The following is a 17,499-nucleotide window of genomic DNA, read 5'->3' as shown; positions in this document are numbered from 1 at the left end:
ACGTCCGGACCTATACCGCGCAGGGAGACTTCCACGTGACCACGCCAGCGCAGACCGAGTCGACCGAGGCCAAGGCCCCCAGCACCGTCGTCCTCACCGACGTCGCGGCGCAGAAGGTCAAGGCCCTGATCGAGCAGGAGGGCCGCGACGACCTGCGGCTCCGGGTCGCCGTGCAGCCGGGTGGCTGCTCCGGCCTGCGGTACCAGCTGTTCTTCGACGAGCGCTCGCTCGACGGTGACATCGTCACCGACTTCGACGGTGTCGAGGTCGTCGTCGACCGGATGAGCGCCCCCTACCTGACCGGCGCCACCATCGACTTCGCCGACCGGATCGACGCCCAGGGCTTCACCATCGACAACCCCAACGCGGGCAACTCCTGCGCCTGCGGCGACTCCTTCAGCTGAGTCGACGCACCGACCGCAAGCGGCGGGCCGTCCCGGTGGGGCGGCCCGCCGCTTCGTCGTACCCCCTGGGGGTGACGTCCGGATGTGCGCTGATCGACCGGTTGGTGACCGACCGCCGTCCGTCCGGTCCGGGGGCCGGTAGGCTGACCGCGCCGTGCTCCCGACCCCGAGGGTTGACATGAAGATCGCCGTGACCGGCTCGATCGCGACCGACCACCTGATGAGCTTCCCCGGCCGCTTCGCCGACCAGCTCATCGCCGACCAGCTCGACAAGGTCTCGCTCTCCTTCCTCGTCGACGAGCTGGTCCTGCGGCGCGGCGGCACCGCCGCCAACATCGCGTTCGGCATGGCCCAGCTCGGGCTGCGCCCGGTGCTGCTCGGCGCGGTCGGCGCCGACTTCGCCGACTACCGCTCCTGGCTGGAGCGCCACGGCGTCGACTGCGACTCGGTGCACGTCAGCGAGGTGGCGCACACCGCCCGCTTCGTCTGCACCACCGACACCGACATGTGCCAGATCGCCTCCTTCTACGCCGGGGCGATGAGCGAGGCCCGCAACATCGAGCTGCACCCGGTCGCGCAGCGCCTCGGCGGCCTCGACCTGGTGCTGGTCAGCGCCAACGACCCGGCCGCGATGATCCGCCACTCCGGCGAGTGCCGGGACCGGGGCTACGCCTTCGTCGCCGACCCGTCCCAGCAGCTCGCCCGGATGGACGGCGCGGACGTGCTCGGCCTGGTCGAGGGCGCCGACTACCTGATGACCAACGAGTACGAGAAGTCGCTGCTGCAGAGCAAGGCCGGGCTGACCGACGAGCAGCTGCTCGACCAGGTCAAGGTGCGGGTCACCACGCTGGGCAAGCAGGGCGTGGAGATCGCCGGCCGGGAGGTCGGCACGATCCGGGTGCCGATCGCGCGGGAGATCCAGGCGGTCGACCCGACCGGCGTCGGCGACGGCTTCCGGGCCGGCTTCTTCGCCGCGCTCGACTGGGGCGTCGGCCTGGAGCGGGCGGCCCAGGTCGGCTGCCTGCTGGCCACGCTGGTGCTGGAGAACTTCGGCGGCCAGGAGTACGAGGTCCGCCGCGACCTGTTCGTGAAGCGACTCGCCGAGTCGTACGGTGACGCGGCCGCCGAGGACGTCCGGCCGCACCTGCTGTGACCGGCGCGGCCGTCCCGTCGGGCGGGGTGGACCCCGAGGCGGTCCGCCCCGGCTCCGGCGGCCCGGTTCTGGTCGCCTTCGCCGGGCTGCCCGGCGTGGGCAAGACCACCCTCGCCGCCCGGGTCGGCGTCGCGCTGCGCGCCCCGGTCCTGCCGGTCGACCCGGTCGAGCGGGCCCTGCACCGCTACGGCCTCACCGGCGACGTGCCGGGCATGGCCGCGTACGGCGCGGTCGCCGGGCTGGCCGAGGTGCAGCTCGGCCTGGGGCTCAGCGTGGTGGTCGACGCGGTGAACCCGGTCGCCAGCGCCCGGGGCCTCTGGCACGACGTGGCCGAACGGGCCGGCGTGCCGCTGCGGGTGATCGAGGTGCACTGCGGCGACGAGGAGGAGCACCGGCGCCGGGTCGAGGCCCGCCCGCCCGAGGACGGCACCTGGGAGCTGACGCTGCGCCGCCGGGCCGAGTACGAGCCGCTGATCGGCCCCCGCCTGGTGGTCGACACCGCCGTGGCGGCCGACCCGCTGCCCGGCATCCTCGCGTACCTGAGCTGAACGTCGGGCGTTAAGAAGGGTCCCTTCCTCTACCCGAGGCGTTAACAAGGGGCCCTTCCTTACACCCGGACGTCGTAGGCGGGCCCGTCGTGCGCGGCGAGGAACTCGTGGCCGCGCATCCGGCACCACGCCGGGATGTCCACCGCCGCCGCCGGGTCGTCGGCCAGCACCCGCACCACCGCGCCGGCCGGCAGCCCGGGCACCAGCCGGGCGAGATTGATCACCGGCAGGGGGCAGCGCTGCCCCCGGCAGTCCAGCACCTCGTCCGGCTCGCTCACAGGTCGGTCACCCCCGCCTGCGCCCGCAGGTCCGCCACGATTCCGGGCAGCTCGGCCAGGAACCGCTCCACGTCCGCCTCGGTGGTCTCCCGGTGCAGCGACACCCGCACGTTGCCGTGCGACAGCACCCCCATCGCCTCCAGCACGTGCGACGGGCGCACCGTCGACGACGTGCACGACGAGCCGGAGGACACCGCGAACCCGCGCCGGTCCAGCGCGTGCAGCAGCGCCTCGCCGTCCACGTACAGGCAGGAGAACGTCACCAGGTGCGGCAGCCGGTCGACCGGGTCGCCGACCACCTCCACGTCCGGCACCTCGGCCGCCACCCGCGCCCGGATCCGGTCCACCAGCGGGCCCAGCCGCGCCGCCTCGGCCGCCGCGTCGGCCGCCGCCGCGCGCAGGCTCGCCGCCGCCGCGACCACCGCCGGCAGGTTCACCACCCCCGGGGTACGCCCCGACTCCCGCTCGTCGGCCGGGTACGGCGACTCCCACCGGGCGCCCTTGCGCACCACGAGCAGCCCGACGCCGGGCGGCCCGCCCCACTTGTGCGCGCTGGCGCTCAGCACCGACCAGCCCGCCGGCAGTGGCGCCCGGCCGGCGAGCTGCGCCGCGTCCACGTACAGCGGCACGCCCGCCTCGGCGCACAGCTCCGCCGCAGCGGGCACCGGCTGCACCGTGCCCACCTCGTGACTGGCAGCGATCAGCGCCGCGAGGGCCACGCCGGGCGCGGCCACCGCCGACGCCCAGGCGTCCAGGTCCACCCGGCCCAGCCGGTTCACCGGTACGGACACCGCCGCGCCGCCGGCGGCCGTGTGCCGCTGCGCGGCGTGCAGCACCGCCGAGTGCTCGACCGCCGAGTGCACAAGCGTCGCCCCGGCCCGCCGCCGCCCGGCCAGGCCACCGAGTACGGCGGCGTGCGCTGCCGCCGTACCGCTGGGGGTGAAGGACAGCTCGTCGGCGCGGACGCCGAGCGTCTGCGCGGCGGCCTCGCGCGCGGCGTCGAGGAGCTGGCGGGCCCGGCGGGCCGCCGAGTAGAGCCGGGCCGGGTCGGCCCAGCCGTCGTCCAGGGCGGCCAGCATCGCCTGCCGCGCGACCGGATGCAGCGGCGCGGCGGTGGCGGCGTCCAGGTAGACCGGGGAGGCGCTCATGACGTTCCACGCTATCGCCCGGTTACGCCCAAGATCCCCCCGATGGGGGTGGACAGCGACCCCAAGACGGCCTGGCCGGTCATGGTCGAGTAATCTGCGACCGTCGGTGACGCCTTTGCCGTCGGTGTCAAGGAGAACAACCGCCGCGGCGCGCTAGGGAGGCAGGACCAGGTGGTCGCAAGGAGTTCGGAGGTACGGCGCTCGGCCGTACGGGACAGCGCTTCCCCGGGGGCCGGTGGACGCCGGCGGCGTGGTGCTGGTCGAATCGCCGGGCTCGGTCTCGGCGCGGCGGCGCTGCTGGTCTCGCTCACCGGCTGTGACGTCGGCAAGGCGTTCGGCGGGTTCGGCTGGCCGCAGGGCGGCATCACGCCCGAGTCGCAGCGCATGTACGACCTGTGGATCGCGTCCTGCATCGCGGCGCTGGCCGTCGGTGTGTTCGTCTGGGGCCTGATCTTCTGGTGCGTGGTCCGCTACCGCAAGCGCGGCAACGAGCTGCCGGTGCAGACCCGCTACAACCTGCCGATGGAGTTCCTCTACACCATCGCGCCGATCCTCGTGGTCTCCGTGCTCTTCTACTACACCGCGGTCGTGCAGACCGACGTGATCAAGGAGTCGAAGAACCCGGACGTCACCGTCGAGGTCGTGGCGTTCAAGTGGAACTGGCAGTTCAACTACCGCGACGGCCAGGGCCGCGACGCCAACACCGTCGCCTCGGTGCTGGGCACCAGCGAGGTCATCCCGGTGCTGGTGCTGCCCAGCGGCCGCTCGATCCGGTTCGAGGAGACCAGCCGCGACGTCATCCACTCGTTCTGGGTGCCGGAGCTGCTGTTCAAGCGCGACGTCATGCCGGGCAACGTGCGCAACACGTTCGAGGTCTCCCGCATCGACCAGGAGGGCGCGTTCGTCGGCCGCTGCGCCGAGCTGTGCGGCAGCTACCACGCCTTCATGAACTTCGAACTGCGGGTCGTCTCGCCGGAGAAGTACGACCAGTTCCTCGCGGCCAAGAAGGCCGGCAAGTCGACCCAGGAGGCGCTCGGCGCGATCGGTGAGCCCGAGTACGCCACCGAGACGAAGCCGTTCGACACCCGGCGCGACGTGAACAACTTCAACCCGTCCGACGCCCAGGCCGGCGCGGGAAGCTGAGAGGTCCGGCATGAAGACCGAGTGGAAGATCTTCCTCACCATCGCCACGTTCCTCCTCGGCGCGACCATCCTCTACGGCGCCTGGACGTACGCGGACAGCGACGGCCGCATCGAGTGGATCGGCACCGTGGCGCTGCTGCTCTCCTTCCTGCTCTGCGCCATGTGCGGCGGCTTCTTCTGGTTCGTCTCCCGCCGGATCGACCTGCGCCCCGAGGACCGGCCGGACGGCGAGATCGCCGACGGCGCCGGTGAGGTCGGCTTCTTCAGCCCGGGCAGCTACTGGCCGTTCGCGTTGGCGCTGGCCGCCGCGATCGCCGGCCTGGGCCTGGTGTTCTGGCAGTTCTGGCTGCTGGGACTGGGCCTGGTGACGGTCGTCTTCGCCACCTGCGGGCTGCTCTTCGAGTACTACTCCGGCACCCGCCGCACCGCCGAGCACTGACCCAACGCGCCACGGCAGGCCCGCACCCCCTCCGGGGGAGCGGGCCTGCCGCGTTCCGCGCCTCCCTCCGCCGTCCCCGTTGATCATGAAGTTGACGGCACCGGCGGTCCTTTTTGTCCCCGCCAACCTCATGATCACCGCCCGTACGGCGGCGCTCTGGCGCTCTCCCGTTCCGCCTCCGGTGCGCACCACCGGCTCACGCCGGACTGTTCCATCAGCCGAGAGAGCCGTTCCGGTTGGCAGGACCACGAGAGATCTTGGAAGGAAGCGGTCTCCATGACAGCCGTTTCCTTCCAAGATCTCGCCGCGCGGCTCGGCCAGGTGGGGCGAACCGCAGTCCGCTCCCCATGACGCGGTGCCGCCACCGGGTCATCGTTGACACCCACGCCCGAGCCCACCGCGCGCCCGGCGCCGCCCCGCCCCGTTGATCAAGGAGTTTGTGTCCGCCTGGACAACCGTGGGGGACACAAACTCCTTGATCACGCGAGGCAGGCGGTTGGGCTGTCGGGCGTGGCGGGGAGGGAAAGGGCGCCGAAAGGGAGTGGAGGTCAGGCGGCCTGGGGGTGAGAAGGGCGGCGGGTGCGGCGGCCGGACAGGCGGGCCGGGCGGAAGGTGAACGTGGCGATCACCACTGCCGTGCCGCAGCGGGTGCAGATCAGCTCCGGGCAGTCGGCGCCGTGCCCGTCGCCGCAGGGCGGCGCCTCGAACAGCACGACGTCCTCGCAGGTGTCGCAGTGCAGCTCGCGGTCAGACACGGGTGGCTCCTCTCGCTCCGGGCCCGGGGCGAGGCGGTGTGGCGCCGGCCGGTGGACCGAAGACCGAAAACGGATAGACCGAAAACGGAAAATAACTCCCGTGTAGTTTGGCACGCGGGTACGACACCCTCGCCGTCAGGCGGCGCGTGCCACCTCCAGCCAGCGCTCCAGCGCGGCCGCCGCGGCGCCCGAGTCGACGGCCTCGGCGGCCCGGTCCAGGTTGGTCCGCAGCGCCTCGTGCAGATCGCCGTCGAGCGGGCCCTGGGTGGACAGCGCCACAGCGGCGTTGACCAGCACCGCGTCCCGTACCGGGCCGGTCTCGCCGGCGAGCAGGCGGCGTACCACGTCGGCGTTGTAGGCCGCGTCTCCGCCGCGCAGGTCGGCCAGGGTGGCCCGGGGTACCCCGAGCTCCGCCGCGTCCAGCAGCGCCTCCGTGACGGTGCCCTGCTGCGCCACCCAGACCCGGGTGGGCGCGCCGGTGCTGAACTCGTCCAGGCCGTCCTCGCCGCGTACCACGATCGCGGAGTCGCCGCGGGCCGCGAAAACGGCCGCCATCACCGGGGCCATCCGCTTGTCGAAGCAGCCCACCGCGCCCGCGCGGGGCCGCGCCGGGTTGGTCAGCGGGCCGAGGAAGTTGAACGCGGTGGGTACGCCGATCTCGCGCCGGACCGGGCCGGTGTGCCGCATCCCGGGGTGGAAGCGGGCGGCGAAGCAGAAGCCGATGCCGGCCTCGGTGACGCAGCGGGCCACCTGCTCGGGCTCCAGGTCCAGCGGTACGCCGAGCTCCTCCAGCACGTCCGCGGTGCCGCACGAGGAGGAGGCGGCCCGGTTGCCGTGCTTGACCACGCGGACGCCGGCCCCGGCGACCACGAGCGCCGCCATGGTGGAGATGTTCACCGTGTGCGCGAGGTCACCGCCGGTGCCGACCACGTCCAGCGCGGTGTCGCGTACCTCGTCGGGCAGGAGCACCGGCACCGCGCGGGTCAGCATGGTCTCGACCAGGCCGCCCAGCTCGGCGGGGGTCTCGCCCTTGGTGCGCAGCGCCACGGCGAACCCGGCGATCTGCGCCGGTGTCGCCGAGCCGGCCATGATCTCGCCCATCGCCCACGCCGTGTCGGCGGTGGAGAGCTCCTCGCCGCGCAGCAGCGCGTTGAGCAGAAGCGGCCAGGTCCGTTCGCCCATGACGGGCCTCCCGAGCGGCGTGAGGAAAGCGGTTGGGGCTTGCCACGGCCGCGTCGCCGTGGCGCGCGAGGGCCGGGGGATCAGGCCGCGGCGTGGGTGCGGCGCAGCAGCTCCGCGACGGTGCTGCCGGCGACCACCGGGTCCAGCGGGTGGGTCAGCGTGGCGTCGACCTCGGCGTACGCGGCCAGCCAGCGGTCGGCGGCGCGGGCCAGCACCACGCAGGTCGGCGGCGCGTCGTCCCGGTCGTCCTTGATCTGGCGGGCGATGCCGATGCCGCCGCCCGGGCTCGCCTCGCCGTCGAGCAGCAGCAGGTCGATCTCGTAGTCGTCGACCAGCCGGACGCAGGCGGCGTACTCGTCGGCCTCGACGAACTCGATCTCGATGCCGGGCGCCGGGCGGGTGCCCACGGCCAGCCGCATCCGGTCGCGGACCTTCGGGTCGTCGCTGTAGAGCAGGACGGTGCAAAGACGATCGCTCATCGTGACGTGGCTCCCACCTCGTAGCTGCCCGCTGATCGTAGCGGGCGTCACGTTCGGCCTGTCCTCCGCCCGGGCGGGGGAGGGCGTACCCCGTCAGGGGCCTCAGGCGCTCGCTTCCGCGGCGCGCTCGCGGGCCTCCTGGCGGTCCAGCTCGCGGTCGAGCCGGCGGGCCTCGCGCTCGGACTGTTTGACCCACTGGACGACCAGGACGGCGAGCATGGTGACGCTGACGAACTCGCCGCCGGCCCAGAGGACGCCTCCGGCCACCACCTGGTCGTTCCAGGGGTCGGACCAGGACAGGTTGAGCGACGGGTACCAGTCGCCGCCGAACAGCGTGGTGCTCTGCATGATGGTGAGCCCGAGCACGGTGTGGAACGGCACCGAGAGCAGCATGAGCAGCGCGCGCGCCGGGTACGGCCAGCGTCCGGGCAGCGGGTCGAGGCCGAGCAGCGGCCAGAAGAAGACGCAGCCGGTGGCGATGAAGTGCGCGTGGACGAGTTCGTGCGCCCACTCGTGGCGCAGGGTGAACTCGTAGAGGTCGGTGAAGTAGAGCGCGAACGGGTTCACCACGAAGATGGTGAACGCCACGAGCGGGAAGCTGTAGATCCGCGCGATCCGGCTGTGCACGATCGCGAGCAGGCGCTTGCGCGGGCGTACCGGCAGCGTGCGCAGCGCCAGCGTGACCGGCGCGCCGAGCGCCAGGAAGATCGGCGCGATCATCGACAGCACCATGTGCTGGACCATGTGCACCGAGAGCAGGGCGGTGTCGTACGCGCCGAGCCCGGTGAGCGTGACCAGCGCGATGCCGCCGAGGCCGGGGCCGAGGAACGACACGGTACGGATGACCGGCCAGCGGTCGCCGCGCAGCCGCAGCCGGTGCACCCCGTAGAGGTACAGGCCGGCGGCGAGCACGATGCCCAGCGTGAGCCAGCTGTCCAGCCGGGTCTCGGTGAACACCCGGGCCACGGTGAACGGCGGCGGGGCGCTCTCGCCTCCCGCCGCCAGCGTCGCCGGAACGGCCGAGGTGACGGCGAGGATCTGATCGACGTGCAGCACGCTTTTCAGGGTAGGTCAGGCGAAGCGGACCACCACGATCGGGCCACGGAAGGGCCGGGTTTGGCACCCCGCTGATCGTCGGTCCCGGTCAGGGGCAATAATGACCGCGTGACTGCGGCCCCAGCCATTGACAAGAGCCGGATCCACTCCCTGACGCGACCCAACATGGTCAGCGTCGGGACGATCGTGTGGCTCTCCAGCGAACTCATGTTCTTCGCGGCGCTGTTCGCGATGTACTTCTCCATCCGCGCGGCTGCGCCGGAGCAGTGGGAGAAGCACACCGAGGTGCTGAACATCCCGTACGCGACCACGTTCACGGTGATCCTGGTGCTCTCCTCGATCACCTGTCAGATCGGCGTGTTCGCGGCCGAGCGCGGCGACGTCCACGCCCTGCGCCGGTGGTTCACGATCACGTTCATCATGGGTCTGATCTTCGTACTCGGTCAGCTGAACGAGTACCGGACCCTGGTGCACGAGGGCGTGAAGATCAACGAAGACGGCTACGGGTCGATGTTCTACCTCACCACCGGATTCCACGGTCTGCACGTGACCGGCGGTCTGGTCGCCTTCATCATCTTCATGATCCGCACCACCATGGGTCGGTTCACCCCAGCCCAGGCGACCTCGGCGATCGTCGTGTCCTACTACTGGCACTTCGTGGACGTCGTGTGGATCGCGCTCTACGCCATGATCTACTGGCTCCAGTGATCTTGGCGCGTCACGAACCGCGCCGCTGCTCCGTCCCCTGAGACAAGGTCCAACCGGTTAAGGACACAGGTCATGACTTCTGACAACGACCGCCGACGCGGTCTGCTCGCGCGGCTGCGCGGGCGGCCCGTAGCGCGCAGCAGGGGCCGCCGCCGGCTGGGCGCCGCGGTCCGGCTGTTCGCCGCGCTGATGCTGGCCGGCGGTGCCTACACCGTCTTCGCCCCCGGCGTGCAGGCGCAGGACAACCCGCCGTTGACCGCCGCAGGCAACGAGGGTAAGGCGCTGTTCGACGTGAGCTGTGTGACCTGTCACGGTCGCAATGCCCAGGGCGTCGAGGGCCGTGGTCCGAGCCTGATCGGCGTCGGGTCCGCCTCGGTGGAGTTCCAGGTGAGCAGCGGTCGCATGCCGATGGCCCGGCAGGAGGCCCAGGCCATGCGCAAGCCGCCGCAGTTCACCGACGAGCAGGTGCGCCAGCTCGGGCAGTACATCCAGGAGCTCGGTGGCGGTCCGGAGGTGCCCAACGGCGACCTGCGTGAGGGCGCCAACCTGGCCACCGGTGGCGAGCTGTTCCGGATCAACTGCTCGCAGTGCCACGCCTTCGGCGGTGGCGGCGGTGCGCTGTCCTCCGGCAAGTACGCGCCGAGCCTCGCGCCGGCCAGCGACCGGCAGATCTACGCCGCGATGCTGAGCGGTCCGCAGAACATGCCGGTGTTCGGTGACAACCAGATCACGCCGCAGGAGAAGGCGGACATCATCGCCTACATCCAGGACACGCTGAAGAACGACGGCGACCCGGGCGGGTTCAACCTGGGCCGGTACGGCCCGTCGACCGAGGGCATCGCGATCTTCCTGGTCGGCATCGTCGCGCTGGTCTTCGCGAGCCTGTGGATTGCGGGCAAGTCGTGACCGGACGGATCAATGGTTCCAGTGCTGTGGCGCCGACCCCCGGCGTCACCCGTAGCGAGGTGACGGCATGAGCACCCACACCGAGCACCAGGCCCAGCGGGGCCCGGAGCCGCTCGACGTGAACGACCCCCGGCTCTCCCGGTTCGAGGTCGTTCAGGAGGGCGCCCGGCGGGACGACATCGAGATCGTCCACTACGAGCCGCAGGTGGTCCCGGGCAGCAAGGCCGAGCGCCGGCTGACCCGTACCGTCGCCCTGATGTTCCTGCTGACCGGCGTCTTCGCGACCGCCTTCCTGGTGGTCTACATCTGGTGGCCGTGGCAGTGGGAGCCGGGTCGCGGCGGCGACAAGCTCTACACGCCGCTGCTCGGCGTGACGCTGGGCCTGGCGCTGCTGGGCATCGGTTTCGGCATCCTGACCTGGGGCAAGAAGCTGCTGCCCAAGGAGGTGTCGATCCAGGACCGGCACGACCAGGTCGACGACCCGGAGGGTCGCAAGATCACCGGTGAGACGATGCTCTACCTCGCCGACGAGATGGGCGTACGCCGCCGGCCGCTGCTGGGCATCTCGCTGCTCGCCGGCCTGGCGCCGGTGGGCGCGGTGGCCGCCGCGCCGCTGATCGGTGGCCTGATCGAGCAGCCGCACAAGAACAACCAGATGTTCACCACCGGCTTCCAGCCGGGCGAGGGCGGCAAGAAGATCCGGCTGATCCGTGAGGACGGCCGTCCGATCCGCCCGGCCGACGTCAGCGTCGGCGGCCAGCTCACCGTGTTCCCGGGCATCGACGGCGGCGTCAGCAACAAGCACGCCGACTCGCCCACCCTGCTCATCCACCTGCGGGAGGACGACGCGCAGAAGTCGCGCGCCGCGAACGAGCGCAAGGGCCACGGCGACTACATGTGGGGCAACTACGTCGCGTACTCCAAGATCTGTACGCACGCCGGCTGCCCGGCCAGCCTCTACGAGCAGCAGACCAACCGCCTGCTCTGCCCCTGCCACCAGTCCCAGTTCCTCATCACCGACAACGCCAAGCCGATCTTCGGCCCGGCGAACCGGCCGCTGCCGCAGCTGCCGATCGAGGTGGACGAGGAGGGCTTCTTCGTGGCGAAGTCCGACTACACCGAGACCATCGGTCCCGACTTCTGGGAGCGGCCATGAAGCGCCGAAAGTTTGATGCCGCCGCGCTGCCGGCCAAGAGCGCGCGGGCGGTGGACGACCGCTTCCAGGTGGCCACGCCCCTGCGCAAGCTGCTGAACAAGGTCTTCCCCGACCACTGGTCGTTCCTGCTGGGCGAGATCGCGCTGTTCTCGTTCATCGTCCTGCTGCTGACCGGCGTCTTCCTGACGTTCTTCTTCGAGCCGACGATGACCGAGGTCATCTACAACGGCAGCTACGCGCCGCTGCGGGGCACCCCGATGTCGGCCGCGTACGCCTCCAGCCTGGACATCTCGTTCGATGTCCGGGGTGGCCTGATCATGCGGCAGATGCACCACTGGGCGGCCCTGCTGTTCATGGCCGCGATCGTGGTGCACATGCTGCGGGTGTTCTTCACCGGCGCGTTCCGCAAGCCGCGTGAGACCAACTGGATCATCGGTTCGCTGCTGTTCTGGGTCGGCTTCCTGGCCGGCTTCACCGGCTACTCGCTGCCGGACGACGGCCTGTCCGGCACCGGTCTGCGCATCGCCTCCGCGATCATCCTGTCGATCCCGGTGATCGGTTCCTGGGTCAGCTCGTCGATCTTCGGCGGGGAGTTCCCCGGCACCATCATCATCAGCCGCTTCTTCATCGCCCACGTGCTGCTCGTCCCGGGTCTGCTGGTGGCGCTGATCAGCGTGCACCTCGGCCTGGTGTTCAAGCAGAAGCACACCCAGTGGCCCGGCCCCGGCCGGACCAACTCCAACGTGGTCGGCGAGCGGATGTTCCCGCGCTACGCGCTCAAGCAGGGCGGCTTCTTCATGGTCGTCTTCGGCGTGATCGCGCTGATGGGCGGCCTGTTCCAGATCAACCCGATCTGGCTGTTCGGCCCGTACGAGGCGTGGGTGGTCTCGGCGGCCAGCCAGCCCGACTGGTACGTCATGTTCCTCGACGGCTCGACCCGGCTCATGCCGGGCTGGGAGATCCACATCCCGATCGGCAACGGGTACGTCATCCCACCGCTGTTCTGGCCGACGGTGGTCCTACCCGGAATCCTGGTGGGCCTGTCGACGATGTACCCGTTCCTGGAGGCGCGCCGCCTCAAGGACTACAAGCACCACAACCTGCTCCAGCGGCCCCGGGACGTTCCGGCCCGGACCGCCGTGGGCGCCATGGCGCTGGCCTTCTACATCGTGCTGACGCTCTCCGGCGCCAACGACGTCATCGCCGACAAGTTCCACATCAGCCTGAACGCGATGACCTGGGCGGGCCGGATCGGCCTGCTGATCCTGCCGCCGATCGCGTACTACATCACGTACCGGATCTGCCTGGGTCTGCAGCAGCACGACCGGGAGGTGCTGGCCCACGGTGTGGAGACCGGCATCATCAAGCGGCTGCCCGACGGCCGGTTCGTCGAGGTCCACCAGCCGCTCACCTCGGCCGAGGGGCACGACGGTCACCCGCCGGCGCTGGACTACGTCGGCTGGGTGGTGCCGAAGAAGATGAACCGGCTCGGCGCCCTCGGCCCGGCGATCCGGGGCTTCTTCTACCCGATCGAGAAGCCGGCCGAGGCGCCGGTCTCGCCGGGGCACCCGCCGGTCGAGGACCGGCCGGAGCGGGAGGAGATCGGCAGCGGCGAGAGCCGTCGCTGACCTTCCCGGTACGACTGACAGTGGCGCCCGCCGGATCATCCGGCGGGCGCCACTGCCGCTTTACGTACCTGTCGTCCGGTTGTGCCCGCCCGGCGCCCGACGTGCGGTGCACCGGTCCCCGCCGCCCCCCGACACGGACGGGTGGAATCGCAGGAATAACCCCGGTCAGCCGGGTATCCGTGCGGTCCGACGTCTCATGGGGGAGGAAAGATGCTGGGAATCAAACGCCTGGGCCTGATGGCCGCGCTGGTGGTCGTGGGGCTGGCGCCCGCCGCCGCGGCACAGGCCGCGGCGCAGCCGTCGACGCAGGACACGCAGTACCTGCAGGCGGTGCACCAGGTCAACCTGTTCGAGATCACCGCCGGTAACCTGGCCCAGCAGAAGGGTCAGAACCAGCAGGTCAAGGACCTGGGCAAGATGTTCGTCACGGACCACACCCAGCTGGACCAGACGGTGCAGTCGACCGCCCAGCAGCTCAACGTGCAGCTGCCGGCCGACCCGACCGCCGACCAGCAGAAGGTCCTCGACAAGCTGAACAACCTCAACGGGGCCGAGTTCGACAAGGCCTGGGTGACCGCGCAGCTCGCCGGCCACGTCCAGGCCATCCAGGCCACCCAGACCGAGATCTCGCAGGGCTCGGAGCAGTCGGTGGTGCAGATCGCGCAGGACGCGCTGCCGGTCCTGCAGGCGCACTACGACGCGCTGGTGGCCCTGGCCCAGACGCTGGGTGTCCCGGTTCCGCAGACCAGTGCCAGCGGCACGCCCAGCCCGGGCGGCACCACCTCGCCGGGTGGCACCGAGTCGCCGGCTCCGGGCGGCACCGAGACCGAGGAGCCCGCTCCGGGCACCACGGAGACCCCGGTGCCCAGCCAGAGCTGACGTACCGCACGGTCGACGGTGGCCGGTCCGCCCACGGGGCGGGCCGGCCACCGGCTCGTGTCAGTCGGCGCTCGCGAGCCCGATCGCGAACGCCGCCTCCAGGTCGTGCTGGGAGTACGCGCGGAACGCGATGTGCGACTCGGTGTTCAGCACGCCCGGCACCTTCGAGATGCTGCCGGCGATGACCTGCGCGATCTGCTCGAACTCCCGGACGCGGACCATGGCGATCAGGTCGACGTGCCCGGCCACCGAGTAGACCTCGCTGACGCCGGGCAGGTTGGCCAGGGTCTCGGCCACCTCGGGGATGGAGTCGGTGGCGCAGTCGATCAGCACGATCGCGGTGATCACGGGACGGTTCTCCGTTCGTCGGCGACGAGGCCCATGCTAGATCCCGCGGCCCTCACCGCGCCGCCGGGACGGTCAGGTCGTCCCCGGCCCGGATCACCCGGTGGAGGCTCTCCCCGGCCGCGACGGTCGCGCCCGGCCACACCACGGACCGGTCCACGTCGCCGTCCACCCGCGCGCCCGCGCCCACCACCGAGCCGGTGACCCGGCCGGTCACCGTCGCCGCCGGGTCCACCAGCCCGTCCGGGCCGGCGGCGTGCAGGTTGGCGTCCAGGTAGTCGGCCGGGGTGCCGGTGTCGTAGAACGTGCCCCGGTAGGGCACCACGGTGAGCGCGCCGGCCGCCTCCGCGGGCCGCCACACCGCCCGGACCAGGTCGCCGAACGTGGCCGGCAGGTCGCGGACCAGCCGCCAGGGCAGCAGCGAGAAACCCACGAACTCGTGGCCGTCGAACGTCCCGGGGGCGTCCGGGTCGTCGGCGGGCCGGCCGAGCAGGCGTACGCCGTGCCCGTCCCAGCCGTCCAGCAGCGCGGCGATGTCCGGCCCGGGCGGGGCCGCCGGATCGGCCAGGTACGCGTCGGCGTTGCCCACCAGCACGCCCCGGCCGGCGATCCAGTCTCGCAGCCGGCCGACGCCTCCGGCGGTGCCCAGCGGGGCGTCCGGCTCGACCGACAGGTGGGCCCGGTCGCCGACCCGCGCGACCACCTGGTCACCCAGGTAGCAGGCGTTCACCGCGACCCGTTCCGGACCGGCCAGGCCGAGCCCGGCCAGCCGGGCCAGCGCCCGGTCCAGCAGCGGGACGTTGCCGACCGGGCAGAGCGCCTTCGGCACCCGCTCGGTGAGCGGGCGCAGCCGGGTGCCCTCACCGGCGGCCAGCACCACCGCGCACACCTCGCCCCCCGGCGCCGGAGCGCCCGCGTACGGGGTGCTCACGCGGCCGGTGGGCGCTCGCCGGCGCGCGGGCCGATGCCGTAGTAGCCCAGCAGGTTCGCGGTGGCGCGGCTGAGCCGGGGCAGGTCGTCCAGCGGATGGAAGGCGGCCTCGAAGACCTCGGCCCCGTCCACCTTCAGCTCGGTGGTCGACGCCGGCACCTCCGCCTCGAAGACCACGTCCACCCAGCCCTTGGCGTGCACCACCGCGTTCGGCACCGCCGGGCGCAGCGCGTCGGGGGACAGGCGGACACCTGATTCCTCGTACAGCTCCCGGGCGGCGCCGACCACCGGGGCCTCGCCGCGTTGCAGCAGCCCGGCGGGCAGCGTCCAGCTGTAGCCGGGCGGCTGGCGCAGCAGCAGGATCCGGCCCGCGCCGGTGGCCTCCGCGTCCTTGACCAGCGTGACCGCGCCGACGACGTACTTCGGCACGGCCAGCCGCACCAGCCGCCGCCGCAGCGGGACCGGAAGCCGGTAGAAGATCTGGTAGCCGAGGGCCCGTCCGGTGGCACGCGCGCGGGGGATCATGCCGTCCAGGCTAGTGGTCCCGGCGCGGACCGGCTTCGTCTACTGCCTGTGGTCGACCAGATCGATCAACTGCTGGACCACGGTGTCCGGCTCGACGGTGCGGTCGAAGACCGCTACCAGCATCGTCTCCAGGTCGGGGTAGCCCAGTTCCTCGGACAGCCGCAGCAGCGGCAGGTCGCTGGCCAGACCCCGGTTGTGCTTGCGCAGCGCCAGCCCGATGGAGGCCCGGCCGAGGCGTACCTTGTCGGCGATCGAGATGCCCGGCTCGGTGTGCTCGGCGAACCAGCGGTTGATCTGCATCTGGGCGTGCGGCGACTTGACGAAGCCCAGCCACTCCCGGCGCGGGCCGCGCGGGGCCACGTCGGCCTCGAAGCCGCTCTCCGCGTCGCGCTCGGTGTAGATCTCCACCACGTCGCCCTCCTCCAGTTCGGAGGAGAGCGGGGCGAGCCGGCCGTTGATCCGGGCCGCCAGGCAGTGGTCGCCGCGCTCGGTGCCCAGCTCGTACGCGAGGTCGACCGGCGTGGCCCCGGCCGGCAGCACCACCTGCCGCCCGTCGGCGACGACCTGGATCTGCGCCTCCGACAGGTCGCAGCGCAGCGACTCCATGAACTGGGTCGGGTCGACGGTCTCCTGCTCCCAGTCGAGCACCCGGCGCAGCCAGGCCAGCTCGTCCGCCCGGTCGACGGCCCGGCCCGCGGCGCGGGGGAAGCGGTAGTGGGCGGCTACGCCGTACTCCGCGGAGCGATGCATCTCGGTGGTGCGGATCAGCACCTCGACGGTGCGGTCCTGCGGGCCGCAGACGCTCGTGTGCAGGGAGCGGTAGAGGTTGTTCTTCGGGGAGGCGATGAAGTCCTTGAAGCGGCCCGGCACCGGCCGCCAGAGCCCGTGCACGGCGCCCAGCGCGGCGTAACAGTCGGTCGCCGGACCGTCCACCACGATCGCGATACGCGGCAGGTCGTACGGGGCCGTGTGACCGCCGGCGACGGTGTCCTTCCAGATCGAGTAGAGGTGGCGGGGGCGGGGGGAGACGTCGGCGTCGACCCGGTTGCGGCGCAGCGCCACCCGGGTGCGGGCCACCACGTCGGCGAGGTAGGCGTCCCAGCCGGGCCGGTCGTGCACGAAGCGGGCGAGCCGCGCATGCTCCTCCGGCCGCAGGTGCAGCAGGACCACGTCGTCCAGCTCGCGTTTGAGCGTCTGGATGCCGAGCCGGTCGCAGAGCGGGACCAGCACCTCCTGGGTCTTGCGGGCGATCCGCTCCCGGGACGCGGCCGAGCGGACGCCGAGCGTACGCATGTTGTGCAGCCGGTCGGCCAGCTTGATCACCAGCACCCGGACGTCCTTGCCGGCCGCCACGATCATCTTGCGGACGGTCTCCGCCTCGGCGGCCTTGCCGTAGAACGCCTTGTCGAACTTCGTCACGCCGTCGACCAGGTGGGCGACCTCGCGGCCGAAGTCCTCCTGGAGCGCCTGGAGCGTGTAGCGGGTGTCCTCCACCGTGTCGTGCAGCAGCGCGGCGACCAGCGTGATGGTGTCCATGCCGAGGTCGGCGCAGATCTGCGCCACCGCCAGCGGATGGGTGATGTACGGCTCGCCGCTCTTGCGGAACTGGCCGCGGTGCATGTTCTCGGCGATCGTGTAGGCGCGGCGCAACACCGAGGCGTCGGCGCTCGCGTGGATGCCGCGATGGGCCCGGACCAGCGCGGTGACCGGGTCGCCGTCGGAGGTCGGCCAGGTGAGCAGGGAACGCAGGCGGCGGGTGAGTGGCAGTTCGCCCTGGGCTGGAAGCGCGCCACCCAGGGCGGCGCCGTGTCCGGCGTCGACGTCCACCTGGGACACC

20 protein-coding genes are annotated in these 17,499 nt (G+C 71.8%); 10 read left to right on the top strand and 10 right to left on the bottom strand.

Going from position 1 to position 17,499, the window contains the following annotated elements:
- Positions 1 to 35 precede the first annotated feature (35 nt).
- The 3 genes from erpA (at position 36) to J3R08_RS22960 (ending at position 2,105) form a co-directional block, all read left to right on the top strand.
- Positions 36 to 404, top strand: coding sequence for an iron-sulfur cluster insertion protein ErpA (gene erpA, locus J3R08_RS22970; protein WP_043329360.1), 369 nt, complete (start codon positions 36 to 38; stop codon positions 402 to 404).
- A gap of 178 nt (positions 405 to 582) precedes the next feature.
- Positions 583 to 1,557, top strand: coding sequence for a carbohydrate kinase family protein (locus J3R08_RS22965; RefSeq protein WP_209962725.1), 975 nt, complete (start codon positions 583 to 585; stop codon positions 1,555 to 1,557).
- Complete coding sequence (locus J3R08_RS22960; protein ID WP_043329365.1) at positions 1,554 to 2,105, top strand: ATP-binding protein; 552 nt, start codon at positions 1,554 to 1,556, stop codon at positions 2,103 to 2,105. Before J3R08_RS22965 ends, J3R08_RS22960 begins: the two co-directional genes overlap by 4 nt.
- A 59-nt stretch (positions 2,106 to 2,164) precedes the next feature.
- Here the strand turns inward: J3R08_RS22960 and J3R08_RS22955 are convergent, their stop codons facing one another.
- Both J3R08_RS22955 and J3R08_RS22950 read right to left on the bottom strand, forming a co-directional pair.
- Complete coding sequence (locus J3R08_RS22955) at positions 2,165 to 2,383, bottom strand: sulfurtransferase TusA family protein (protein ID WP_209962722.1); 219 nt, start codon at positions 2,381 to 2,383, stop codon at positions 2,165 to 2,167.
- A complete protein-coding gene (locus tag J3R08_RS22950; RefSeq protein WP_069088994.1) occupies positions 2,380 to 3,531 on the bottom strand; it encodes a cysteine desulfurase family protein in 1,152 nt (383 codons plus the stop codon). The genes J3R08_RS22955 and J3R08_RS22950 overlap by 4 nt, the downstream gene beginning before the upstream one ends.
- Positions 3,532 to 3,702: 171 nt before the next feature.
- Here J3R08_RS22950 and coxB point away from each other — a divergent pair, with 171 nt between their 5' ends.
- Together coxB and J3R08_RS22940 are read left to right on the top strand one after the other, a co-directional pair.
- Positions 3,703 to 4,674: a cytochrome c oxidase subunit II gene (gene coxB / locus J3R08_RS22945; RefSeq protein ID WP_064445179.1), complete on the top strand. Its 972-nt coding sequence runs from the start codon at positions 3,703 to 3,705 to the stop codon at positions 4,672 to 4,674.
- Positions 4,675 to 4,684: 10 nt separating this feature from the next.
- Positions 4,685 to 5,113 carry a cytochrome c oxidase subunit 4 gene (locus J3R08_RS22940; RefSeq protein WP_064445180.1) on the top strand — a complete coding sequence of 143 codons (429 nt, stop codon included), beginning with the start codon at positions 4,685 to 4,687 and terminating at the stop codon, positions 5,111 to 5,113.
- 548 nt (positions 5,114 to 5,661) lie between these two features.
- On the opposite strand, the gene J3R08_RS22935 is transcribed toward J3R08_RS22940, so the two are convergent.
- From J3R08_RS22935 to J3R08_RS22920, 4 genes are all read right to left on the bottom strand, one after another.
- Positions 5,662 to 5,868: a hypothetical protein gene (locus J3R08_RS22935; protein WP_209962720.1), complete on the bottom strand. Its 207-nt coding sequence runs from the start codon at positions 5,866 to 5,868 to the stop codon at positions 5,662 to 5,664.
- A 135-nt stretch (positions 5,869 to 6,003) separates the two neighbouring features.
- Positions 6,004 to 7,050: an anthranilate phosphoribosyltransferase gene (gene trpD, locus J3R08_RS22930; protein ID WP_043329373.1), complete on the bottom strand. Its 1,047-nt coding sequence runs from the start codon at positions 7,048 to 7,050 to the stop codon at positions 6,004 to 6,006.
- Between the two features lie 80 nt (positions 7,051 to 7,130).
- Positions 7,131 to 7,529, bottom strand: a complete 399-nt coding sequence (locus J3R08_RS22925; RefSeq protein WP_030500140.1) for a chemotaxis protein CheY — start codon at positions 7,527 to 7,529, stop codon at positions 7,131 to 7,133.
- Between the two features lie 102 nt (positions 7,530 to 7,631).
- A complete protein-coding gene (locus J3R08_RS22920; RefSeq protein ID WP_043329374.1) occupies positions 7,632 to 8,585 on the bottom strand; it encodes a cytochrome c oxidase assembly protein in 954 nt (317 codons plus the stop codon).
- 108 nt (positions 8,586 to 8,693) lie between these two features.
- Between J3R08_RS22920 and J3R08_RS22915 the strand changes: the two genes are divergently transcribed.
- The 5 genes from J3R08_RS22915 to J3R08_RS22895 all read left to right on the top strand — a co-directional run bounded on the left by J3R08_RS22915 (position 8,694) and on the right by J3R08_RS22895 (position 13,862).
- Complete coding sequence (locus J3R08_RS22915) at positions 8,694 to 9,293, top strand: heme-copper oxidase subunit III (RefSeq protein WP_043329376.1); 600 nt, start codon at positions 8,694 to 8,696, stop codon at positions 9,291 to 9,293.
- 72 nt (positions 9,294 to 9,365) lie between these two features.
- Positions 9,366 to 10,199 carry a cytochrome c gene (locus J3R08_RS22910; RefSeq protein ID WP_030500143.1) on the top strand — a complete coding sequence of 278 codons (834 nt, stop codon included), beginning with the start codon at positions 9,366 to 9,368 and terminating at the stop codon, positions 10,197 to 10,199.
- 67 nt (positions 10,200 to 10,266) lie between these two features.
- On the top strand, positions 10,267 to 11,355 hold the full coding sequence (locus tag J3R08_RS22905; protein WP_030500144.1) for a ubiquinol-cytochrome c reductase iron-sulfur subunit: 1,089 nt from the start codon (positions 10,267 to 10,269) through the stop codon (positions 11,353 to 11,355).
- Positions 11,352 to 12,983: a cytochrome b N-terminal domain-containing protein gene (locus tag J3R08_RS22900; RefSeq protein WP_030500145.1), complete on the top strand. Its 1,632-nt coding sequence runs from the start codon at positions 11,352 to 11,354 to the stop codon at positions 12,981 to 12,983. The genes J3R08_RS22905 and J3R08_RS22900 overlap by 4 nt, the downstream gene beginning before the upstream one ends.
- 210 nt (positions 12,984 to 13,193) lie before the next feature.
- A complete protein-coding gene (locus J3R08_RS22895; RefSeq protein ID WP_030500146.1) occupies positions 13,194 to 13,862 on the top strand; it encodes a DUF4142 domain-containing protein in 669 nt (222 codons plus the stop codon).
- Between the two features lie 60 nt (positions 13,863 to 13,922).
- On the opposite strand, the gene J3R08_RS22890 is transcribed toward J3R08_RS22895, so the two are convergent.
- Genes J3R08_RS22890 through J3R08_RS22875 form a run of 4 tightly spaced genes read right to left on the bottom strand, consistent with a single transcriptional unit; the run spans position 13,923 to position 17,489 of the window.
- Complete coding sequence (locus J3R08_RS22890) at positions 13,923 to 14,210, bottom strand: Lrp/AsnC family transcriptional regulator (protein WP_209962718.1); 288 nt, start codon at positions 14,208 to 14,210, stop codon at positions 13,923 to 13,925.
- A 52-nt stretch (positions 14,211 to 14,262) separates the two neighbouring features.
- Positions 14,263 to 15,138, bottom strand: a complete 876-nt coding sequence (locus tag J3R08_RS22885) for a sugar phosphate nucleotidyltransferase (protein ID WP_209962717.1) — start codon at positions 15,136 to 15,138, stop codon at positions 14,263 to 14,265.
- Entirely contained in the window at positions 15,135 to 15,662 is a 528-nt protein-coding gene (locus J3R08_RS22880) for an NUDIX hydrolase (protein WP_209962715.1), read from the bottom strand. The genes J3R08_RS22885 and J3R08_RS22880 overlap by 4 nt, the downstream gene beginning before the upstream one ends.
- Positions 15,663 to 15,701: 39 nt before the next feature.
- The gene (locus J3R08_RS22875; protein ID WP_030500149.1) at positions 15,702 to 17,489 is read right to left on the bottom strand and encodes a bifunctional (p)ppGpp synthetase/guanosine-3',5'-bis(diphosphate) 3'-pyrophosphohydrolase; all 1,788 of its coding nucleotides are present in this window, start codon (positions 17,487 to 17,489) and stop codon (positions 15,702 to 15,704) included.
- Positions 17,490 to 17,499: the final 10 nt, after the last annotated feature.

This window comes from Micromonospora sp. HB375, assembly GCF_017872985.1.
Taxonomy (GTDB): domain Bacteria; phylum Actinomycetota; class Actinomycetes; order Mycobacteriales; family Micromonosporaceae; genus Micromonospora; species Micromonospora chalcea.
This window is presented reverse-complemented; position numbering and strand designations above follow the sequence as displayed.

Excerpts from the sequence above, each read along its gene's own strand:
- J3R08_RS22880 (WP_209962715.1), bottom strand. The coding sequence starts at position 15,662 with ATGATCCCCCGCGCGCGTGCCACCGGACGGGCCCTCGGCTACCAGATC.
- J3R08_RS22910 (WP_030500143.1), top strand. The coding sequence starts at position 9,366 with ATGACTTCTGACAACGACCGCCGACGCGGTCTGCTCGCGCGGCTGCGC.
- J3R08_RS22900 (WP_030500145.1), top strand. The coding sequence starts at position 11,352 with ATGAAGCGCCGAAAGTTTGATGCCGCCGCGCTGCCGGCCAAGAGCGCG.
- J3R08_RS22895 (WP_030500146.1), top strand. The coding sequence starts at position 13,194 with ATGCTGGGAATCAAACGCCTGGGCCTGATGGCCGCGCTGGTGGTCGTG.
- trpD (WP_043329373.1), bottom strand. The coding sequence starts at position 7,050 with ATGGGCGAACGGACCTGGCCGCTTCTGCTCAACGCGCTGCTGCGCGGC.
- J3R08_RS22965 (WP_209962725.1), top strand. The coding sequence starts at position 583 with ATGAAGATCGCCGTGACCGGCTCGATCGCGACCGACCACCTGATGAGC.
- J3R08_RS22905 (WP_030500144.1), top strand. The coding sequence starts at position 10,267 with ATGAGCACCCACACCGAGCACCAGGCCCAGCGGGGCCCGGAGCCGCTC.
- J3R08_RS22950 (WP_069088994.1), bottom strand. The coding sequence starts at position 3,531 with ATGAGCGCCTCCCCGGTCTACCTGGACGCCGCCACCGCCGCGCCGCTG.
- J3R08_RS22940 (WP_064445180.1), top strand. The coding sequence starts at position 4,685 with ATGAAGACCGAGTGGAAGATCTTCCTCACCATCGCCACGTTCCTCCTC.
- J3R08_RS22925 (WP_030500140.1), bottom strand. The coding sequence starts at position 7,529 with ATGAGCGATCGTCTTTGCACCGTCCTGCTCTACAGCGACGACCCGAAG.